Annotated in this window: 17 protein-coding genes and 1 tRNA gene; 14 read left to right on the top strand and 4 right to left on the bottom strand. The window is 64.5% G+C overall.

The features are described 5' to 3' along the window. The first annotated feature begins 37 nt into the window (after positions 1 to 37). The 8 genes from BLV07_RS19595 (at position 38) to BLV07_RS19560 (ending at position 7,704) form a co-directional block, all read left to right on the top strand. Positions 38 to 958, top strand: coding sequence for a dihydrodipicolinate synthase family protein (locus BLV07_RS19595; protein WP_176945641.1), 921 nt, complete (start codon positions 38 to 40; stop codon positions 956 to 958). A 27-nt stretch (positions 959 to 985) separates the two neighbouring features. Next, positions 986 to 2,431, top strand: a complete 1,446-nt coding sequence (locus tag BLV07_RS19590; protein ID WP_091888554.1) for an FAD-binding oxidoreductase — start codon at positions 986 to 988, stop codon at positions 2,429 to 2,431. After that, positions 2,428 to 3,534: a four-carbon acid sugar kinase family protein gene (locus BLV07_RS19585; protein ID WP_091888552.1), complete on the top strand. Its 1,107-nt coding sequence runs from the start codon at positions 2,428 to 2,430 to the stop codon at positions 3,532 to 3,534. Before BLV07_RS19590 ends, BLV07_RS19585 begins: the two co-directional genes overlap by 4 nt. Beyond that, positions 3,531 to 4,568 (top strand): 4-hydroxythreonine-4-phosphate dehydrogenase PdxA, encoded by a 1,038-nt coding sequence (gene pdxA, locus BLV07_RS19580; protein WP_091888551.1) that lies wholly within the window; start codon positions 3,531 to 3,533, stop codon positions 4,566 to 4,568. The genes BLV07_RS19585 and pdxA overlap by 4 nt, the downstream gene beginning before the upstream one ends. Before the next feature lie 13 nt (positions 4,569 to 4,581). After that, positions 4,582 to 5,712 (top strand): iron-containing alcohol dehydrogenase, encoded by a 1,131-nt coding sequence (locus BLV07_RS19575; RefSeq protein WP_210187809.1) that lies wholly within the window; start codon positions 4,582 to 4,584, stop codon positions 5,710 to 5,712. Between the two features lie 136 nt (positions 5,713 to 5,848). Beyond that, positions 5,849 to 6,820, top strand: coding sequence for a Bug family tripartite tricarboxylate transporter substrate binding protein (locus BLV07_RS19570; protein WP_176945640.1), 972 nt, complete (start codon positions 5,849 to 5,851; stop codon positions 6,818 to 6,820). Positions 6,821 to 7,099: 279 nt separating this feature from the next. Next, a tRNA-Gln gene (locus BLV07_RS19565) sits at positions 7,100 to 7,173 on the top strand. A gap of 168 nt (positions 7,174 to 7,341) precedes the next feature. Continuing rightward, complete coding sequence (locus tag BLV07_RS19560) at positions 7,342 to 7,704, top strand: DUF1428 domain-containing protein (protein WP_176945639.1); 363 nt, start codon at positions 7,342 to 7,344, stop codon at positions 7,702 to 7,704. 9 nt (positions 7,705 to 7,713) lie between these two features. Here BLV07_RS19560 and BLV07_RS19555 read toward each other — a convergent pair whose 3' ends face one another. The 3 genes from BLV07_RS19555 to BLV07_RS19545 all read right to left on the bottom strand — a co-directional run bounded on the left by BLV07_RS19555 (position 7,714) and on the right by BLV07_RS19545 (position 12,662). Further along, entirely contained in the window at positions 7,714 to 8,283 is a 570-nt protein-coding gene (locus BLV07_RS19555; protein ID WP_176945638.1) for an invasion associated locus B family protein, read from the bottom strand. A 63-nt stretch (positions 8,284 to 8,346) separates the two neighbouring features. Further along, entirely contained in the window at positions 8,347 to 11,493 is a 3,147-nt protein-coding gene (locus BLV07_RS19550) for a multidrug efflux RND transporter permease subunit (RefSeq protein ID WP_091888543.1), read from the bottom strand. After that, on the bottom strand, positions 11,490 to 12,662 hold the full coding sequence (locus BLV07_RS19545) for an efflux RND transporter periplasmic adaptor subunit (protein ID WP_091888541.1): 1,173 nt from the start codon (positions 12,660 to 12,662) through the stop codon (positions 11,490 to 11,492). The genes BLV07_RS19550 and BLV07_RS19545 overlap by 4 nt, the downstream gene beginning before the upstream one ends. A 373-nt stretch (positions 12,663 to 13,035) precedes the next feature. On the opposite strand from BLV07_RS19545, the gene BLV07_RS19540 reads away from it, so the two are divergent. From BLV07_RS19540 to BLV07_RS19515, 6 genes are all read left to right on the top strand, one after another. Continuing rightward, on the top strand, positions 13,036 to 13,275 hold the full coding sequence (locus tag BLV07_RS19540) for a hypothetical protein (protein WP_025035676.1): 240 nt from the start codon (positions 13,036 to 13,038) through the stop codon (positions 13,273 to 13,275). Positions 13,276 to 13,707: 432 nt separating this feature from the next. Further along, complete coding sequence (locus tag BLV07_RS19535) at positions 13,708 to 16,254, top strand: TonB-dependent receptor (RefSeq protein ID WP_091888539.1); 2,547 nt, start codon at positions 13,708 to 13,710, stop codon at positions 16,252 to 16,254. A gap of 19 nt (positions 16,255 to 16,273) precedes the next feature. Continuing rightward, entirely contained in the window at positions 16,274 to 16,963 is a 690-nt protein-coding gene (locus BLV07_RS19530) for a Fe2+-dependent dioxygenase (protein WP_091888537.1), read from the top strand. Then, positions 16,960 to 17,928: a tonB-system energizer ExbB gene (gene exbB, locus BLV07_RS19525; RefSeq protein ID WP_091888535.1), complete on the top strand. Its 969-nt coding sequence runs from the start codon at positions 16,960 to 16,962 to the stop codon at positions 17,926 to 17,928. The genes BLV07_RS19530 and exbB overlap by 4 nt, the downstream gene beginning before the upstream one ends. Positions 17,929 to 17,931: 3 nt before the next feature. Next, the gene (gene exbD / locus BLV07_RS19520) at positions 17,932 to 18,390 is read left to right on the top strand and encodes a TonB system transport protein ExbD (protein WP_091888533.1); all 459 of its coding nucleotides are present in this window, start codon (positions 17,932 to 17,934) and stop codon (positions 18,388 to 18,390) included. A gap of 9 nt (positions 18,391 to 18,399) precedes the next feature. Further along, positions 18,400 to 19,215: an energy transducer TonB gene (locus BLV07_RS19515; RefSeq protein ID WP_091888531.1), complete on the top strand. Its 816-nt coding sequence runs from the start codon at positions 18,400 to 18,402 to the stop codon at positions 19,213 to 19,215. On the opposite strand, the gene BLV07_RS19510 is transcribed toward BLV07_RS19515, so the two are convergent. After that, complete coding sequence (locus BLV07_RS19510) at positions 19,203 to 19,625, bottom strand: type 2 periplasmic-binding domain-containing protein (RefSeq protein ID WP_091888812.1); 423 nt, start codon at positions 19,623 to 19,625, stop codon at positions 19,203 to 19,205. The two genes, BLV07_RS19515 and BLV07_RS19510, sit on opposite strands and share 13 nt — an antisense overlap. Positions 19,626 to 19,661: the final 36 nt, after the last annotated feature.

Below are 19,661 nucleotides of genomic sequence, written 5' to 3'. Positions count from 1 at the left end.
CATTCCGAACAACATCGATTTGACGATCGGAGGAAGTTTGTCGACATCATCGCTGCACCCGCATGGCGTGTTCTCCGCCGCACTGACTCCGCTCGATGCCGAGCTCGCCCCCGATCATGCGCGCTTCGTCGCGCATTGCCGCTATCTGCTCGACGAAGGCTGCGACGGCATCGCGCTGCTCGGCACGACCGGTGAGGCGAACTCGTTCTCGGCCGCTGAGCGCACCGCGCTGCTCGAAGCGGTGGTCGCCGCCGGCATCGCGCCGCAACGGCTTCTGCCGGGCACTGGCGTTGCCGCGCTTACCGAGACCATCGCCCTGACACGTCACGCGCTCTCGGTCGGTGTCGACACCGTCGTGATGCTGCCGCCGTTCTACTACAAGGGCGTCAGCGACGACGGCATTTTCGCGTCGTACAGCGAGGTCGTGCAACGCATCGGCGATAGCAGGCTCAGAATCGTGCTCTATCACATCCCGCAGATGTCGGCGCAGCCGATCTCGCATGCGCTGATCGAGCGGCTGCGCGTGGCTTACCCGGCGACGTTCACCGGCATCAAGGATTCCTCCGGCGACTTCGCCAACATGACCGCGATGGTCGAACGCTTTCCCGGCTTTTCGGTCCTGGTCGGCGCCGATCCTTTGCTGCTGCCGCTACTCCGCAAGGGCGGCGCCGGCTGTATCACTGCGACGTCCAATCTCGTGGCGCGCGACCTTGCCTACGTCTACAAGCACTTTGGCGACAGCGACGATGACGCCGCGCTCAAGGCCGCGCAGGCGCGCATCGTCCGGGCGCGCGAATTGGTCTCGCGCTTCCCGCAGATGGCCTCGCTCAAGGCGCTGGTGGCCGAGCGCACTGGCCATGCCGGATGGCAGCAGCTGCGTCCGCCGCTGGAATCCTTGCCATCGGCTCAAGTGAAAGAGCTGCTTGCGGATGCCACTGCATTCGCAGCCGCCATTTAGCCGCGAGGCCGGCGACGAGGCGATCCGATGTCCGACTCTTTCCAGGATGCGCTGTCCGGGCTCGCTGCCATCGTCGGCGACAAGCACGTCATCGCCTCCGGAGCCGACCAGGAGCCCTATGTGGTGGACTGGCGCGGCCGCTATCACGGTCGCGCGGTCGCGGTGGTGAAGCCCGGCTCGACCGCCGAGGTCGCCGCCGTCGTCAAATACTGCACGGCGAGGCAGCTTGCGATCGTGCCGCAGGGCGGCAACACCGGCATGTGCGGGGCCGCGACGCCGGACGATCGTGCGGGCAATGTCGTGATCCGGCTCGACCGTATGCGGGCCGTGCGCGACATCAGCCCGCTCGCCAACACGATCACGGTGGAAGCCGGCTGCATCCTCGCCGAGGTGCAGAACGCAGCTCGGAGCGTCGATCGCTATTTTCCCTTGAGCCTGGGTGCCGAGGGGGCCTGCCAGATCGGCGGCAACATTTCCACCAATGCCGGCGGCACGGTCGTGCTTCGCTACGGACCGACACGCGACCTCGTGCTCGGGTTGGAGGTCGTGCTGCCCGACGGGCGCGTCTTCAACGGCCTGCGCGCGCTGCGCAAGGACAACACCGGTTACGCGCTCAAGCAGCTCTTCATCGGCGCAGAGGGCACGCTCGGCATCGTCACGGCGGCGGTTCTGAAACTGTTTGCGCCGCCTCGCAGCTCAGCGCTGGCGCTGCTGAAATTGCAAGGCGTTGAGCAGGCGCTCGAGGTCATGCAGCGCCTGCGCGGTGTGGTTGGCGACCGGCTCGGCAGCCTCGAGATCATGTCGCGCTCGCAGATCGAGGCGATTGCGGAGACCGTGCCGCATGTCACGATCCCATTCGAGCTGACGACGCCGTGGTATCTGATAGTCGAGTTGACCGACACGCTCGCAGGCGTTGACCTCAACGAGCCGCTCGCCATGGTGCTCGCGGAGGCGATGGAGGCCGGGCTCACTGACGACGTCATCCTGGCGTCGAACCTGGCGCAGGCCAAGGCGATCTGGGGGGTCAGGCACAGCGTGTCCGAAGGCAACAAGCGCAGCGGCTATGTCGTGTCGCATGACAGCGTGGTGCCGCTCGAGCGTCAGGCTGCCTTCGTCGCCAATGTCGAGGCCCGGATCAAGGCTGCCGTGCCGCATGCGCGCGTCGTGATGCACGGCCATATCGGCGATGGCAATATCCACGTGATCGCGCTGATCGACCGCGCACATTGTCAGGACCCCGCTGCGACGGCCGCGCTGGTCGCTGAGATCAACGAGATCGTCGATGACGAGACCGCAGCGCAAGGCGGAGCCATCAGTGCCGAGCACGGCATTGGCATCACCAATCGTGGCCGGCTCGCGCGCGTCACCGATCCCCTCGACATCGAGCTGATGCGAGACATCAAGCAACTGCTCGATCCGAACGGCCTGATGAACCCGGGCAAGATCTTTAATGCCGGAGGCGCGCGACGATGACGAGCGTCCGCCTGCTTGCCGACGACCTTACCGGTGCGCTCGACACCGCGGCGGAGTTCGTCGGTCTGTGCGGACCGTTCGACGTCACCTGGCCGGAAGCATCTCCGGGGCAGGACTCTGAAAGCCTGGCGATCGACAGCGGCACACGCGAACGTTCCAAAGCCGAGAGCATCGAGATCGTCGGACGACTGGCGCCACAGCTCCGCGGGGCGACGATCGCCTACAAGAAGGTCGATAGCCTCCTTCGCGGCGCGTGGGCGGCCGAGCTCGGCGCCTGCCTGCGCCGCGGCGATTGGGCGTCCTGCGTGGTCGCGCCCGCCTTCGACTATCAGGGGCGCCGCACCGCGGGTGGCCAGCAATTTGCGCGCACGGTGCAAGGCGAGTGGCACCGCGTCGGCGACAATCTCCTGGCCCAGCTGCGGCAGGACGGCATCGAGGCGCGGCAGGGTGGGGCCGACACGCTGTCGCAGGGCGGCGTTCAGGTCTTCGACGCCGAAAGCGACATCGACCTCGATCGGGTCGTCGAGATGGGGCAGCGCATGCCGGGACCCGTGCTATGGTGCGGCAGCGGTGGGCTCGCCGGCGCGCTCGCCCGCAGCCATCGCGCCGATGCGCCGAGCCAATTGAAGCTGCCGGTGCTGGGGCTGTTCGGCTCGGATCAGCCCGCGACTGCGTCTCAGCTGGCTGCGTGCGGCGAGGCAACCATCGCGCTTGCAGAAGGCGAGGGCGCGGCGCCTGTCCGGCGCAAGCTGGCCGATGACGCCGTGGCACTGGTCAAATTCTCGCTCGCCGACGGCCTGACGCGCGCCGAGGCGGCGCAGCGGATCGCGCGCGAAATGACGGCACTGATCGCGGCGCTCGAACCACCTAGCACACTGATCGTTGCTGGCGGCGAGACCCTGAAGGCGGCGTGCGTTACACTTGGCGCGCATGCGCTCCAGGTGACGGGACGTATCGTGCCGGGATTGCCGCGCTCGATCTTGCAGGGCGGCCGGTGGGCCGGAGTGGACGTGATCTCGAAGTCCGGTGCATTCGGGCCCAGCGAGCTCTGGCGCGATCTGCTTCGGGACAATCATTTGCTCAACATGAGGAGTCCGACATGACCTCTCGTCATCTTGCCATCACCATGGGTGATCCCGCCGGGATCGGACCGGAGATCATCGTCAAGGCTTGCGTCGGACTGAAGGACCGGATCACGAAGGGCGATCTGCGCCTGCTGATCATCGGCAGCGGCGCGGCGCTTGATGGCGCAAAGGCCGCGCTCGGCGCGGACATTGCCATTCCCGAGGTGAGCGACGAGGATCGCGACTGGCCAAATCTGTGCTTCCTCCAGGCCGACGCCGAGGGCGATCCCATCAGGCCCGGCGTGCTCAGCGCTGACGGCGGCCGTTTTGCCTACAAGGCGATCGAGCAGGGCGTGCGCCTGACGCAGGCGGGCCGCACCGCGGCCATCGTCACGGCACCGCTCAACAAGGAAGCCCTCAACAAGGCCGGCTATCATTTCCCCGGCCATACCGAGATGCTCGCGCATCTCACCGGCGTGCGCGGCTCGGTGATGTTGCTCGCCCATGGCAACATGCGCGTCAGCCACGTCTCGACCCATGTGGCCCTGGAGGACGTGCCGAAGCGTCTGACGCCGGAGCGCCTGCGCATGGTGATCGACCTCACCAACGACGCGCTCCGCAGGCTCGGCATCGAAAAGCCGAAGATCGCGATCGCCGCGCTCAATCCGCATGCCGGCGAGGGCGGCCTGTTCGGCCGGCAGGACATCGATGTCTCGGCGCCGACGATCGCCAAGGCAGTCGCTGACGGTCTCGACATTGTCGGCCCCGTGCCGGGCGACACCATCTTCGTCAAGCTGCGCGCCGGCCAGTACGATGCTGCGGTCGCGATGTATCACGACCAGGGCCACATCCCCGTCAAGCTGCTCGGCTTCCAGGTCGATCCCGCCACCGGACGCTGGCAGGAGCTCTCGGGCGTCAACATCACGCTGGGCCTGCCGATCATCCGCACGTCCGTCGATCACGGCACCGCCTTTGACATCGCCGGCAAGGGCATCGCCAACGAGCACAGCCTGATCGAGGCCATCGACTATGCCGAACGGCTCTCTGCCGGCACTTTCGCATCCAAGTCATGAGATCCAACGCACGATGACCAACGCCTTCACGCCCATCGAGATTCTTCGCCCCACTATCCTGGAGTTCGGTTGCGGCACGATCGCCGCTGCGGCGCGTTTCGCCGAACGGATTGGCGCCAAACGGCCGCTGGTGATCTCGGACCCATTCAACGCGCGTCGCGTCGATACGCTGGGGCTACCCGGCGCGGTCAAGCTGTTCGGCGATGTGAAGCCCGAGCCGGACCTGCCCAATCTCGAGAAGGCGGTCGCGATGGCGCGCGACGCCAAGCCCGATCTCGTCGTCGGGTTCGGCGGCGGCAGCGCGATGGATCTGGCCAAGCTGGTGGCGGTGATGTGCACGAACGACGTGGCCTTCGCCGACATCGTTGGGCCGGAGAAGGTGGCCGGTCGCAGCGTGGCGCTGATGCAGATTCCCACCACCTCGGGCACCGGCAGCGAAGCCGGCACCCGCGCGCTCGTCACCGACCCTGTGAGCCAGAACAAGCAGGCGGTGCAGAGCCGCTTCATGCTGGCTGACATCGCCATCGTCGATCCGGATCTGACGATGACGGTGCCGAAAGAGGTCACCGCGGCGACTGGCGTCGACGCGCTGGCGCATTGTGTCGAGGCCTATACCAGCCGCAAGGCGCACCCCACGATCGACCTCTATGCGCTCGAAGGCGCGCGGCTGGTCGGGCAGTATCTCAAGCGGGCGGTGGTCGATGGTAGCGATCGCGAGGCGCGTGCGGGCCTGGCGCTGGCCTCGCTCTATGGCGGCTATTGCCTCGGACCGGTGAACACGACCGCCGGCCATGCGGTCGCGTATCCGCTCGGCACGCGTCACCATGTGGCGCATGGGCTCGCCTGCGCGGTGATCTTTCCGCACACGCTGGCCTTCAACATGCCGGCCGTGGAGGCGAAGACCGTCGCGGTGCTCCAGGCGCTTGGATTGCCGGAGCAGGGCGATGCAAAGCCGGCGTTCGACGCAACCTACAAGTTCTGCGCCGATCTCGGCATCGAGATGAGGCTGTCGGCGCTCGGCGTACCCAGGGACGACCTCGGCGTCATGGCCGACGAGGCGCACGCCATTCGCCGCCTGCTCGACAACAATCCGCGCGACCTTAGCCGGGATGCGATCCTGAACATGTACGAGGTCGCGTTCTAGAGCATGATCCGGATAGTGGTTTTCCGAAAAGGTCATGCTCAAACAATAAGCTAAGGCGCGATGCATCGCGCTTTAGCCATCTCCGCCGCTCGTTCGCGGCACCCAATCAACAACACTGAAAACAGAGGAAACTTCGATGAGATCGATGTGGCTTGTTCTTGCCTCACTCATGCTGCTGGCGGCATCGCCGGCAAAGGCCCAGGACGGTTATCCGTCCAAGCAGGTGACGGTGATCGTTCCCTTCGCCGCCGGCGGTACCGCCGACATCTTCGCCCGCATGGTCTCCAACCATTTGCAAGCGAAGCTCGGCAAGCCGTTCGTGGTCGAGAATGTCGGCGGCGCCGGCTCGATCCTCGGCGTGACGCGGCTGGCGAAGTCGGCGCCGGATGGCATCACGCTCGGGCTTGCGAGCACGTCCGCGCTCGCGATCAACCCCTCGCTCTATGGTCCGAAGCTCAGCTACCAGCCGGACAAGGATCTTGTGCCGGTTGCCCAGATCAGCGTCGTGCCCAACGTTCTCGTCGTGAACCCCAACAAGATCAAGGCGCGCACCGTGCCGGAGCTGATCGCTTATCTGAAGGCGAATCCGGACAAGGTCTCGTTCGGCTCAGCCGGCGTCGGCACCTCGCAGCATCTGGCCGCCGAGCTGTTTCAGCAGATGACCGGCACCAAGATGGTGCACGTACCCTACAAGGGCTCCAGCCAGATGCTGACGGACCTGTTGAGCGGCCAGATCGATCTCGCCTTCGACAACGTGCCGCTGCTGCTGCCGCAGGTGAAGACCGGCCAGCTCGCACTGCTCGCGACCGCGACGCCGAAGCGGGCCGCCTTCGATCCCGAAGCTCCCGCCGTCGCCGAATTCCTGCCGGGTTTCGAGGCCGTGGCCTGGCACGGCTTCTTCGTCCCGGCCGGGACGCCGAAACCGATCGTCGAAAAGCTCTCGGCCGAGATCCGCGCCTTCATGCAGCAGCCGGACACGGTGCAGAAATTGGCCGAGCTCGGCGCCACCGCGGTCGCAGTGGATTCCGAGCCGTTTGCGGCCTACATCGCCGCTGAGACGGCGCGGTGGAAGAAGGTGATCGAAGCCGCGAACATCAAGCTGGACTAGGCGCCAAGGGCGCTGCTTGGCGACATTCGAGACGCCTGCGGGGCCGGACCGTGACCCGACCGCTTCATGCGGTCGGGCGCGGTCCCGTGCCTTGTCGCCGCGGCCTCCCGACCTCTCGTCCTATCCCCCGTCGAGCCACGAGCCATCCACCGCAGCGCTTGCCAGCCCTGGGCCGAGCGGGTAGAACGCTGCCACGCCTGAGCCGTGATTTGCGCCAAACGCGCTTCCGGCCACAGTCGAGCAAATCAACAAGACCTTGAATTTGTTCGACTATTCCGTTGGGGAATGGTGTAACGGTAGCACAACAGACTCTGACTCTGTTTGTCTTGGTTCGAATCCAGGTTCCCCAGCCATTCCGGCGCTCCATCTCCAGACGTAACCCTCGGCATCTGCGCGGCCGCGACAGTTCGTTGGCGGCACCACCGCTCGCGACCGTTTGCCTCATCTGAAAAATCGCGTTTCCGGGTCGGATCTCCGCGCACTCCATCGTCCTTGAGTTACACAACTCAAGGAGATCCGTGATGCCCTATGTCGATGGTTTCGTACTGGCCGTGCCGAAGGAGAAGATCGAGGCCTATAAGACGCTGGCAACGACCGCCTGCGCGCTCTGGCTGGAGCATGGCGCGCTCGACTATGTCGAATGCATCGGTGACGACGTCCCCTATGGTGAGCTCACCCCGTTTCCGCGCGCGGTGATGGCGAAGGAGGACGAGATCGTGGTCTTCTCCTGGATCGTCTACCGCGACCGGGAGACCCGTGATGCCGTCAACAAGAAGGTGATGGCGGACCCGCGGCTGAAAATGGACGGCATGCCGTTCGATGGCAAGCGCATGATCTATGGCGGCTTCACGATGCTGCTTCGGGCAGGCGACATCGCGACCTGACGGTGTCCGTTACTTGATCTTGTCGTAGGCCGCGGCGAAATCGTTGAGTGGCATCGGGATCGCGATCGTCTCCTTGGCCATGTTCTGGAAGGAGACCTTCAACTGCTTGCCCGACCTCAAGGCGGCCAGCAGGTCCGGCGCGACCGGCGTCGAGGCGTAGCAGCCGCGGTTCTCGCAGGTCTGGATCTGGAGATCGAACGCCTTGCCCTCGTCGACCTGGAGCTTGGCGCCGACGGGCAGGTTGAGGCCGAGCGGCAATTGCAGCAGCGCAACCGGTGCGCGGGTGTCCGGCGCGATGCGGATGTTGATCAGGATGACGGTCTGGCCGGTCTTGGTCAGCACCGCGTTCTGCTCCATCGCGCATTCGAGCGGCGCCTCGCGGCTTGCGCTGGTGCAGCGCACGATCCAGCCGGGCTGTCCCGGAGCGCCGTCCGCCTGTGCTTGCGTCGGGCTAGGCGCAGGCTGAGTGGCCGGGGCAGGAGAAGCGGCGTTCTTCTTGGCGCCCTGCTGGGCATACGCGGCGCTGGTCGACAACAGGACAGTGGCGGCGAGGGCGACAAGTCTGGATTGCATGAGCATGGCGAAACCGCGTTAGCTTGAATCGAGGTCTCGCTGTAGCGTCGCGGAAGGTGCGGCGCAAGCTTACTCGGCGGCTTGCTTGACGGTGCGGCGCTCGGCCGCCTCGTCGCCTTCGCCGTCACCCGAACGGCCCCAACCCGAGAACCAGTTGTTGAGCTCGTCGAGATAGAGATAAACCACCGGCGTGGTGAATAGCGTCAACGCCTGGCTGACGATCAGGCCGCCGACCATGGCGTAGCCGAGCGGTTGGCGGATCTCGGCGCCGGTGCCGTGGCCGAGCATCAGCGGTACGCCGCCCAGCAGCGCGGCCATCGTCGTCATCATGATCGGGCGGAAGCGCAGCAGCGCGGCCTGGCGGATCGATTCCGCCGGTGTCTTGTGTTCGTCGCGCTCGGCGGCGATCGCGAAGTCGACCATCATGATGCCGTTCTTCTTCACGATGCCGATCAGGAGGATGATGCCGATCAGCGCGATCAGGCTGAAATCGAAGCCGGCCGCCATCAGGATCGCGAGCGCGCCGACGCCGGCCGAGGGCAGGGTCGACAGGATCGTGATCGGATGGATGTAGCTCTCGTAGAGGATGCCGAGGATCAGGTAGACCACGACGAGCGCAGCGAGGATCAACAGCGGCACGGTGCCGAGCGATTGCTGGAACGCCTGCGCGGTGCCCTGGAAGCTCGAATTCAGCGTCGGCGGCGCGCCGAGCTCGGCCATCGCCCGCTGCACGGCCTCAGTGGCCTGGCCGAGCGCGACGCCTTGCGCGAGGTTGAAGCTGATCGTGATCGCCGGGAACTGACCCTGATGGCTGATCGAGAGCGGGCGGACCGGATCGGTGGTCCAGGTCGCGAAGGTCGAGAGCGGCACCTGTTCGCCGGTCAGCGGCGACTTCAGATAGAGCTTGTTCAGGCTATCGAGATCGCCCTGCATCTCCGGCAGGATCTCGAGGATCACCTTGTAGGTGTTGAGCTGGGTGAAATATTGCGTGACCTGCCGCTGGCCGAAAGCGTCATACAGCGTGTCGTCGATCATCTGCGGCTGGATGCCGTAGCGCGAGGCGGTGTCGCGGTTGATCTTGAGCTGCACCGTGGTGCCCTGCGTCTGCTGGTCGGTCGCGACGTCGCGCAGCTCCGGCAGCGTCTGCATTTTGGCGAGGATCTTTGGCGCCCAGTCGTTGAGCTCGGCGAGGTCGGCGTCTTGCAGGGTGAACTCGAACTGCGTGCGGGTCGGCCGGCCGCCGAGCCGGACGTCCTGGGCCGCCTGCATGTAGAGGCGGGCGCCCTCGACCTTGTCGAACTGCGGGCGCAGGCGCGCGATGATCTGCTGAGCCGAGGCCTCGCGCATGTCGCGAGGCTTGAGCGTGATGTACAGGGCGCCGTTGTTGCCGGCACGTCCGCTGCCGCCGATCGCCATGGCAACGCTGGCAACATCGGGATCGGCCAGGATGATCTTGCCGAGCTGCTCCTGGCGTCTGACCATTTCCTTGAACGAAATGTCCTGCGAGGCTTCGGACGTGGCCGTGATCAGGCCGACGTCCTGTTGCGGGAAGAAGCCCTTCGGGATCAGGACGAACAGGTAGATCGACAGTCCGAGCGTGGCGAAGAAGATTGCGAGCGTGGTGCGGCGCCACGCCAGGGCGTGGTCGAGCACATATTCGTAGCCGCGCAGCATCCCGTCGAAGGCGCGCTCGCTCCATTGGTAGAACTTGCCGTGGGTCACTTCGCCATGCGCGCGCAGGAAGCGAGAGGCCATCATCGGCGTCAGCGTCAGCGACACGAACATCGAGACGAAGATCGTCATCGCCAGCACCACGGCGAATTCGCGGAACAGGCGCCCGATGATGCCCCCCATCAGCAGCAGGGGGATCAGCACCGCGACCAGCGAGATGCTGATCGAGACGATGGTGAAACCGATTTCCTTGGAGCCCTTGAAGGCGGCCGCGAGCGGGGATTCGCCTTCCTCGATGTAGCGGGTGATGTTCTCGAGCATCACGATGGCATCGTCGACCACGAAGCCGACCGCAATGGTGAGTGCCATCAGCGACAGATTGTCGAGCGAATAGCCGGCCACCCACATCAAGGCGCACGCGCCCAATAGCGCCAATGGCACCGTGACCGTGGGGATGACCGTCGCCCAGAAGCTGCGCAGGAAGATGAAGATGACCATGACCACGAGTGCGATGGTCAGCAGCAGCGTGAACTGGACGTCCTCGACTGCGGCACGGATTGTCGTGGTGCGGTCACTGATCAGCTCGATCTTGATTGCGGGCGGAATAGCGGCCACCAGCCGGGGCAGGGTGGCCTTGATCCGGTCGACAGTCTCGATGACGTTGGCACCGGGTTGCTTGAAGATCACCAGGAACACGCCGCGCTTGCCGTTGGCCCAGGCCGCCTGCTTGGCGTCTTCAGCGCCGCTGACCGCCTGGCCGATGTCGCGGATTCGCAAGGGGCCGCCATTGCGATAGGCGATGATGACGTCGTTCCAGTCCTTGGCGTGGGTGAGCTGGTCGTTGGCGTAGATCGTATAGGCGCGCTTGGGCCCGTCGATATTGCCTTTGGGGCTGTCGACCGTGGTGATGGCGATCTGGCTGCGGACGTCCTCCATCGACAGGCCCTTGGCGACGAGTTTCGCCGGGTCGATCTGAACGCGGATGGACGGCTTCTGCTGGCCGCCGATGAAGACCTGCGCGACTCCGGAGAGCTGGCTGATCTGCTGGGCGAGCTGGGCGTCGACGGCGTCGCTGACGCTGGTCAGCGGCAGTGTATCGGAGGTCGCCGACAGCAACAGGATCGGGGCGTCCGCCGGGTTGACCTTGCGGTAGGTCGGCGGCGAAGGCAGGTTCTTCGGCAGCTGGCCGCTGGCGGCGTTGATGGCACCCTGAACGTCGTTGGCCGCGCCGTCGATGCTGCGATTGAGGTCGAATTGGATGGTGATCGACGCCGTGCCCAGATAGCTGGTCGAGGTCATCTGGGCGATGCCGGGGATCTGGGCGAATTGCCGCTCGAGCGGCTGCGCCACCGACGAGGCCATCGTCTCGGGGCTGCCGCCCGGCAGGTTGGCGGTGATCTGGATGGTCGGGAAGTCCACCTGCGGCAGCGGCGCGACCGGCAGCAGGGGGTAGGCGACGAGGCCGACGAAGAGGATGCCGGCCATCAGCAGCGAGGTGCCGATGGGATAACGGATGAAGGGTGCCGAAATCCCGCCCGCGATCATTCGTGTCGAACCTTGTTCTGGGCCGGATCCGAGCTCGCCACCGCTGTCGAGACGAGGCTTCCAGGCTGCACCTTGAACTGACCGCCGGTGATGACCTGCTGCCCGGGCGTGAGGCCTTCATCGATGACCGAACGTCCATCGATGCCATAGCTGACCTTGATCTTGTGCACTTCGGCCTTGTTGTCCTGATTGACGGTATAGGCGTACAGGCCGTTGGTCGAATGCTGGACCGCATCATCGGGAACCACGGTCGCATCCTTCAGCGTCCGTACCAGAAGACGCGTCGAAACCGACTGGCCCGGCCACAGCGTGTGGTCCTTGTTGTCGAACACCGCCTTGAGCCGAATAGTCCCGCTGGTCGTGTCGACCTGATTGTTGATGACCGCGAGCTTGCCTTCGGCCAGCGTCTTCTTGCCGTCGGTGGTGAAGGCGATCACCTTGAGCGCGCCGGCCTGCTGGCCTTCGGTGATGTAGGGGAGCTGGTCTTCCGGTGCCGTGAAGATCACGGCGATCGGCTCGACCTGAGAGATCGTGACGATGCCGGTCTGCGTCGAGGCGTTGACGATGTTGCCGATGTCGACTTGACGCAGCCCTGCGACGCCCGTGATCGGCGCCTTGATCTGCGTGTAGTCGAGTTGGGTCTGGGCGTTGGCGATCGCCGCTTCGTCGGCCGCGATCTGGGCGGTGAGCTGGGCGACAGTGGAGCGCTGGGTATCGACCCGCTGCGCGGTCGCGAATTCGCCGAGCCTCATAGCGCGCTGCAGTTCGAGATTGGCGTTGGCGAGGTTCGCCTCGTCCTGCGCTTTCTTGGCTTTGGCCTGATCGAGCGCGGCTTGATAGGGGCGGGGATCGATCGAGACCAGAAGCTCGCCCTGCTGGACGATCTGGCCTTCGCGGAAGGCGAGCTTGTCGATCTGACCATCCACTCGGCTGCGGACTTGGACGGTGTTGAAGCCCTGCACCGTGCCGAGACCGGTCAGATACACTGGGAAGTCGGTCTTCTGAACCGGCGCAACGCTGACGGGAACGGCCTGCTGGCGAGGCGCTGCTTTTTGTGTCGTCTGGGTTTTTCCGGCCCCTGGCGAGCCAAATTTCTGCCAGCCAAAGTAACTCGCGGGGGCCACGGCCGCGATGATCAGAATCCAGAGGATCGGCCGTGTTTTTTTCATATCGGCTCGGCGGCGCTCGTGCCCCCAAGCTACGAATTATGGGGCAATCATAGGGTTCCAGCGCGCTTGTATAATACACGCCAAGTTCCAGTGTAAACAGCACTATCGGTCGAGAATCCTAAACAATTGGAAAGCTTTGCACCGCATGCAGCAGGCTGGCGCGGCAGTGTGCAAGGCTGCATTTTCCGGAGCCTGAACGATCCGCGTGCGAACCTTGGACAATGCCCGCAGACCGTGTCCCGCGCTGAGGGCGCGGCGGACGACCACCACGCCGGTGCGTCACGAGAACGGTTCTAAATCGCGCACCGGCCGTTTCGGTTGTCAGGAAAATCAGCATCGGTCATATCGGCGCCGCCACAACGGGAGCGCAGGGATGGACGAATTGAACGGCAAGCTGATCGCGTGTCAGATTCTGATCACGGGGCTGATCGCACGCGTCGCCAACGAGCAGCGCGATCCCTTGCGCTTCCTCACCGACTTTCGCGACGAAATCAAAGCCGTCGTCAACGGCGTCAACATTGCCGGGATGGACAATACCGATCGTGTACGCGCGGTCGCGCAGAAAACCGTCGACGAATTGTTCTCGCTGATGAAGCCGCCGAGCAGCGACTGAGTGAGTGCCGGCGGGGCCGTACACGTTTTCTGCGATGCGCTGGCTGCGCGAGATCGAATGCTCGAACATCGAAGTCTGCACGCAGTCCGATCTGGACAAATTCAAATGTGCGGACGGATCAGTCGCATTGACCAGATTTTGCCCGAGCGATAGCACCGCCCTGTTGTTCGCATCCCCGTCTCCGTCAAGCACATCAATGATGTGTCGACGCAGCAGCGGCGCGATCACAGCAATCAAGAAGCAGATTAGAACGCTTCAAGTTTAGAACCGTTTGAAACTGCAGGCCTCGACGAGATTAGAATTGCTTTGAAATGGACGGATTCAGCCGGAGTGTTGCTCTGCTCTCGTTGACCCCCATTCATGCTCCCGCTAGCACCGTTGCGTCGCGTTGTCGCAATGCGACCAATCGTCGTTGAGGAAGTGGGGCGTGAAATGGGGAATGTTAGGTCGCCGCGGTCATTGCGTTCGGCTGCGTTGAGAAAGTCGGTCGACAACAATTTCGAAGCTGCTGCTGGCAAGACGGTTTCCGCCGTTGCAAGCCTGATCGCTGTCGCGACGGTGTCGAGCGGCGCAGAGGCGCAGCAGTCGAACCTGCCGCCGGTGACGGTCGATGCTCCGGTGCAGCGTCCGCGTCCGGTGGCTTCGAAGCCTTCGCCGGAGCAGGTCCGCGCCCGCAACGCGCTTCGCCGCGCCGCGCAGCGCCAGCAGCCCCAACAGACGGCTCCCATCACACCGTCAGGTCCAGCCGACGCAAATCCGTATGCGGATCCGGCTGCGCCCTACAAGGTCGATCACGTGCAGGCCGGCGGCAAATTCCCGGAGAAGCTGGTCGACACTCCCAAGTCGATCACGGTTCTCAGCAAGGAAGTCCTCGAGGACAAGAACGCCACGACGCTTAAGCAGGCGATCCTCAGCACGGCCGGCGTGACGCTCGGCTCGGGCGAGGGCGGCAACGCGTTCGGCGATCGCTTCTTCATCCGCGGCTTCGATGCGCGCAACGACATCTTCATCGACGGTGTTCGTGACGCCGGCGTCAGCGTGCGTGAAAACTTCTTCACCGAGCAGGTCGAGATCCTGCGCGGTCCCGGCTCGACTTTTTCCGGCCGCGGTGTCGCCGGTGGTGCGATCAACATCGTCACCAAGCAGGCGGCGACGGAACAGAGCTTCTACAACATGGACACCACGTTTGGCACCGACCAGACCAAGCGTGTCACCCTCGACGTCAACCAGGTGATCGATCCGACGCTCGCCGTTCGTGTCGGCGGTCTGTTTCAGGATGCCAATGTCGCTGGCCGCGACTACGTCACCGACAACCGGAACGGCGCCTTCGTCGCCACGACCTGGAAGCCGACCGACACGATCAAGGTCACCGGCAACTACATCCACACCGAACTGACCGGTCTTCCGGACTTCGGCGTGCCCTATTATCGGCCGAGCACCGCGTCCACCGCTGGCGGTCCGTTCCCGGATTTCGGAGCGAGCCGCAAGAACTGGTACGGTTTCGTCAATCGCGATTTCTTCCGCACCGGCCAGGACATCGGCACGATCAACGCGGAAGTGCAGATCACTCCCGATCTCATGATCAGCAACAAGTTCCGCGCGTCGCGTTCGACCCAAAATTACATCGGAACGCTGCCGGAATCGCCCTCGCTGAAGGACCCGCTCTCAGCTTCGACGCTGACGTCCAATCCGCAGAGCCGTTTTCAGATCACCGATGTGCTCGCCAACCAGACGGAGGCGACCTACAAGTTCCTGGACGGGGCAGGGTTCAAGCACACTGCGCTTGCGGGTATTGAGGTCGATCGTGAGCGATCGTCGATCGACAGGTATCTTGGGCTGACCTCGGAGGCCACCGGCATTCCTTCGAGCCCATCGGGCTCGCCGACCAACACCAGCGTCTTCTTTCCTCAGAACACGTATCTGCCCTTCGGAATCCCGTCGCTTTCGGGGCTGCCGACCAAGGTCGGCATCGACACGGTCAGCGGTTACGTCATGGATAGCGCAAACTACCATGACCTGCTGATCCTCAATGGCGGTTTCCGTTACGACGATTACAGCATCAAGACCACCGGCTATGCCGCGAACGGGGCGTTCGGTCAGCAGTCGGCGGAGTTCCTGATTCCCAACTTCAATCTCGGCCTTACGCTCAAGCCGTTGCCGAACGGCAGCGTCTATGTGGCGTACGCGACTTCGGCGAACCCGGTCGGTGCCGAGTTCGACGGTACCAGCACAGCGTACGGCGGCCTCAATCCGACCCTGCCTGGCGGCAACACGCAGATATTCGGCCCCGAGAAAAACAAGGCCATCGAAATCGGCACCAAATGGGAGCTGTTCGATCGTCATCTGCTGCTGACCGCGGCGCTGTTCCAGACCACGAAGGAGAACGCGCGAGAGTCTCAAAACATCACGGCTGCGACACCGGCGTCCCAGATACCTGCCGGTTGTTCATTCTCGCCGCCCGCGGGGGTTGCGAGCGTATCCTGCATCACTGCCGGCGCCGCCTACCGCATCCGCGGTATCGATCTCGGCATCGGTGGCAAGATCACTGACAAGTGGAGCGTGTTCGGCGGTCTCGTGCTGATGCAGTCGGAAGTGACACAGTCGCTGGCGCCGTCGGCCAACAAGACATTGTATCCGACCAACGTCGGGCGTCCGCTCGCCAATATCGCGCACGAGTCGTTCAGCCTGCTGTCGAAATATCAGCTCAACGACACCTGGGAACTGGGCGGGCAGGCGGTATACCGCTCCAAGATCTATGGCGGCACTTTGCTCGCGGCCAATCAGGGCACGTCGCTGCCGAGCTACTGGCGCTTTGACGCGTTCGCGGAGGCGAAGCTCGATGAGCACTGGAAGCTCAAGCTGTTCGTGAACAACATCTTCGACAAGCGCTACTACGACGCGCTGTACCAAAGCGCAGCACCGTTCGTGCTAGAGGCACCGGGCCGTGCCGCCTATGTGGTGCTCTCCGCGCGCTACTGATGGAGCAACAACGAGTTTCATGCTGACATGCATAGAAAACGTTCTCAGCAAGGATGATGTGGCGGATTTCCGCCGCATCATGGACGCCAGCGACTGGGAGGACGGCCGCTCCACCGCCGGCGCGCAGTCGGCGATGGTCAAGCGCAACGAGCAATTGCCGCCGGACAGCGAGGTCGCGCGCAAGCTCGGCAACCGCATCATCTCGGCGCTGACGTCGAACCCGCGCTTCATCGCGGCGGCGATCCCGCTCCAGATCTTCCCGCCGCTCTTCAACCGCTATGCGGCGAGCAGCGGCCACCATTTCGGCCTGCACGTCGACAATGCGATCCGCGGCGACCGCCTGACCGGCCTTCGCATCCGCACAGACCTGTCGGTCACGCTGTTCCTCGCCGAGCCGGACGAGTACGATGGTGGCGAACTTGTGATCGAGGACAGCTACGGTTCGCACGAAGTCAAGTTGCCAGCCGGCGACTGCGTGCTCTATCCCTCGACCAGCCTCCATCTGGTCACGCCGGTGACGAGGGGAACGCGGGTTGCGTCTTTCTTCTGGCTTCAGAGCATGATACGGGACGATCAAGCCCGAAGCATGATCTTTGACCTCGACACCGCGATTCAGGCGCTGGTGGAACGGCTCGGGCGTGACGATCCCGAAACGGTCAAATTGACGGGTATCTATCACAACCTCATTCGCTACTGGGCCGAAGTATGAAGAGCATGACCTTCCAAGCCAGCCTTGCCGCCGCCGCCATGCTGGCGGCCGCCTGGCTCGCATCTCCAGTTTCCGCCCAGACACAAACCCCGCCGGCCCCGGCGCAATCGGTGGCTCAACCGGCCCCGGCCGGTCCGACGCCAGCGGCCACCGCGCCTAGCGTCCCGGCGCCTTCGGCCTCGACGGCAACCGCGCCCGCTGCTCCGGCGGCGCCCCCCGCGGCCGCCGGTCCGACCACCCCCAAGGCCGATGTGGCGACCTCTGTCGCGCCGGCCATGAAGGAATTGTCGCCTTGGGTGATGTTCATGTCGGCGGACGTCATCGTGAAGGCGGTGATGATCGGGCTCGCCTTTGCCTCGCTGGTGACCTGGACCGTCTTCATCGCCAAGTCGATCGAACTGTCGGTCGCCTGCACCAAGCTGCGTTCGGCGCTGAAGAAGACCGCAGAGGCACGTTCGCTCGCGGAAGCCCAGATGGCGCTCGGAGCCAAGGAAGGGATCCTGCCGTCCTTCCTCGTGGCGGCGCTGCGTGAGGCGCGGATGTCGGCCGGCCTGTCCAGCGATGCCGGCATCAAGGAGCGCGCGGCCTCGAGCTTTGCGGAGATCGTGCGCGCGGAACAGCGCCGCATCCGCATCGGCATGGGCGTGCTCGCGACCATCGGCTCCACCTCGCCCTTCGTCGGCCTGTTCGGCACGGTCTGGGGCATCATGAACAGCTTCATCGGCATCTCGAAGTCGCAGACCACGAACCTCGCCGTGGTCGCGCCCGGCATCGCCGAGGCGCTGCTCGCCACCGCGATCGGTCTCGTCGCCGCCATCCCCGCCGTCATCATCTACAACCATTTCGCGCGCGTGACGAAAGGCTATCTCGAGCTCGTCAGCCGCGCCTCTGGCGCGGCGGGGCGGCTGCTCTCGCGCGATCTCGATCGCAGCCACGGCAGCGTGCATTCGCGCGCAGCGGAGTGAACCATGGGTGTTTCGCTCGCAGACAACGACGGCGAAGACGACGATTTCTCGGAAACGCATGACATCAACGTCACGCCGTTCATCGACGTCATCCTGGTGCTGCTGATCATCTTCATGGTCGCAGCGCCGCTCTCGACCGTCGACCTGCCGATCGATCTGCCGACGTCGAGCGCGACGCCGCAGAAGAAGCCGGACAAGCCGACCTATCTCAGCATCAAGCCCGATCTGACGCTCGCGATCGGAGAGAACCCGGTCCACCGGGCCGAGTTGATCGGCACCCTCGACGGCCTGTCGGACATGAGCAAGGACAAGTATGTCTTCCTGCGCGCCGATCGCTCGGTGCCGTATGGCGAGTTGATGGGTGTCATGGAGCTCTTGCGCTCAGGCGGCTATACGCGGGTCAAGCTGGTCGCGCTGGAAGGCGCTCCCGGGGCGCCCGCGGCAGGCGCCGCTCAGCCTTAAAGGCCCGCTATGTCGGACGAACTCAGACCATCCCGGAAGCTTTGGATCTTGGCCGCGGTGGCGGCGCTCGCGCTTCATCTGGGTGGCGCCGCGCTCGCGCTGGCACACCTGCAAGCCGATGACGGCGACGATGGTCTGGGTGCGGCGGGCGCCGAGTTCGCGGTCGAGATGGCCTCGCCAAAGGCGCCCGATACCGACCTTCCGCCGGGGCCTGACAGCGAAGCAATGCAGGAGCAGCAGGCGCTTCCCGAGCAAAAGGCCGAGACCAAGGAAACCGAGCTGCCAAAGGATCAGTCGCAGCAGGTCGACGATCCCGATCGGGTCGTCACCGAGAATATCTCGAAGAAGCCTCAGGACGAAGATCCGAAGATCGCGGCGGTCGAAACTCCCGCTGCCGAGGCATCGCCGAAGTCGGTTGCGACGGCACGGCAGACACTCGATGAAGACGCGCGCGAGGCCGAAAAGGCCCTGGCGCCGGTGCTTGGGCTTGGCAAGGACATCCTGAAGATTACGGCGGACTGGAACCGCAAGATCAGCGCGCATCTGACGGCCCACAAGGTCAATCCGGAGGGCAAGGAGCCCAATAACCAGAAGGTCAAAGTGAGCTTCGCGATCAACCGCAAGGGAAACGTGCTGTCGGTCGACGTCGTGGAGTCGTCGGGGGATGCGGCTTACGATGCGGCCGCGGTCTCGATTGTCCGCAAGTCCGATCCCATTCCGCAGCCGCCGGCCGGGCTGACTGACGACCGGTTCGAGCGCACCGTCGACATCATCTTCACGCCGCCGGACGCGAAGAAAAAGAAGAAGACGGCTCAGCGCCAGTAGAGCCTGATCCCGACATAGACCACGACCAGGCAGGCGAAGATCAGCGCCACCGGCAGCGGCCGCTTCTGGGTTCCGGCGAATGCCGCCGTCCCGAAGGAGGCGGATTTCTTCGGCTTGGGGGCGGGGCGGCGGAAGGCGGTAACATTGCCCGCCGACGTTTCAGGCGGACGGGTGCGGACGTCGGGCGGGGTTCCCGCGCCGCCCATCTCGGCATAATAGGCCTTGTAGATCGCGCCGATGGTGGCCTCGGTGGCCTCGCCCTCGCTCATCTGCTCCAGCAGGTTCTTGTAGCTCGCGAGGAACTCCTGGGCCTCCGGAGGCAGCGCGGACGCCCCGTTGAGCTTCGCCATCATCTTCCAGGTGGCAAAATCGGCGCGGGCGCGGGTGTCGGCGCGTCGCGCGATCAGCATATCGGCAGCTTTGACCAAGTCGGCCTCTGGCCCTTC

The organism is Bradyrhizobium sp. Rc2d (genome assembly GCF_900099855.1).
Classification (GTDB): Bacteria; Pseudomonadota; Alphaproteobacteria; order Rhizobiales; family Xanthobacteraceae; genus Bradyrhizobium.
This window is presented reverse-complemented; position numbering and strand designations above follow the sequence as displayed.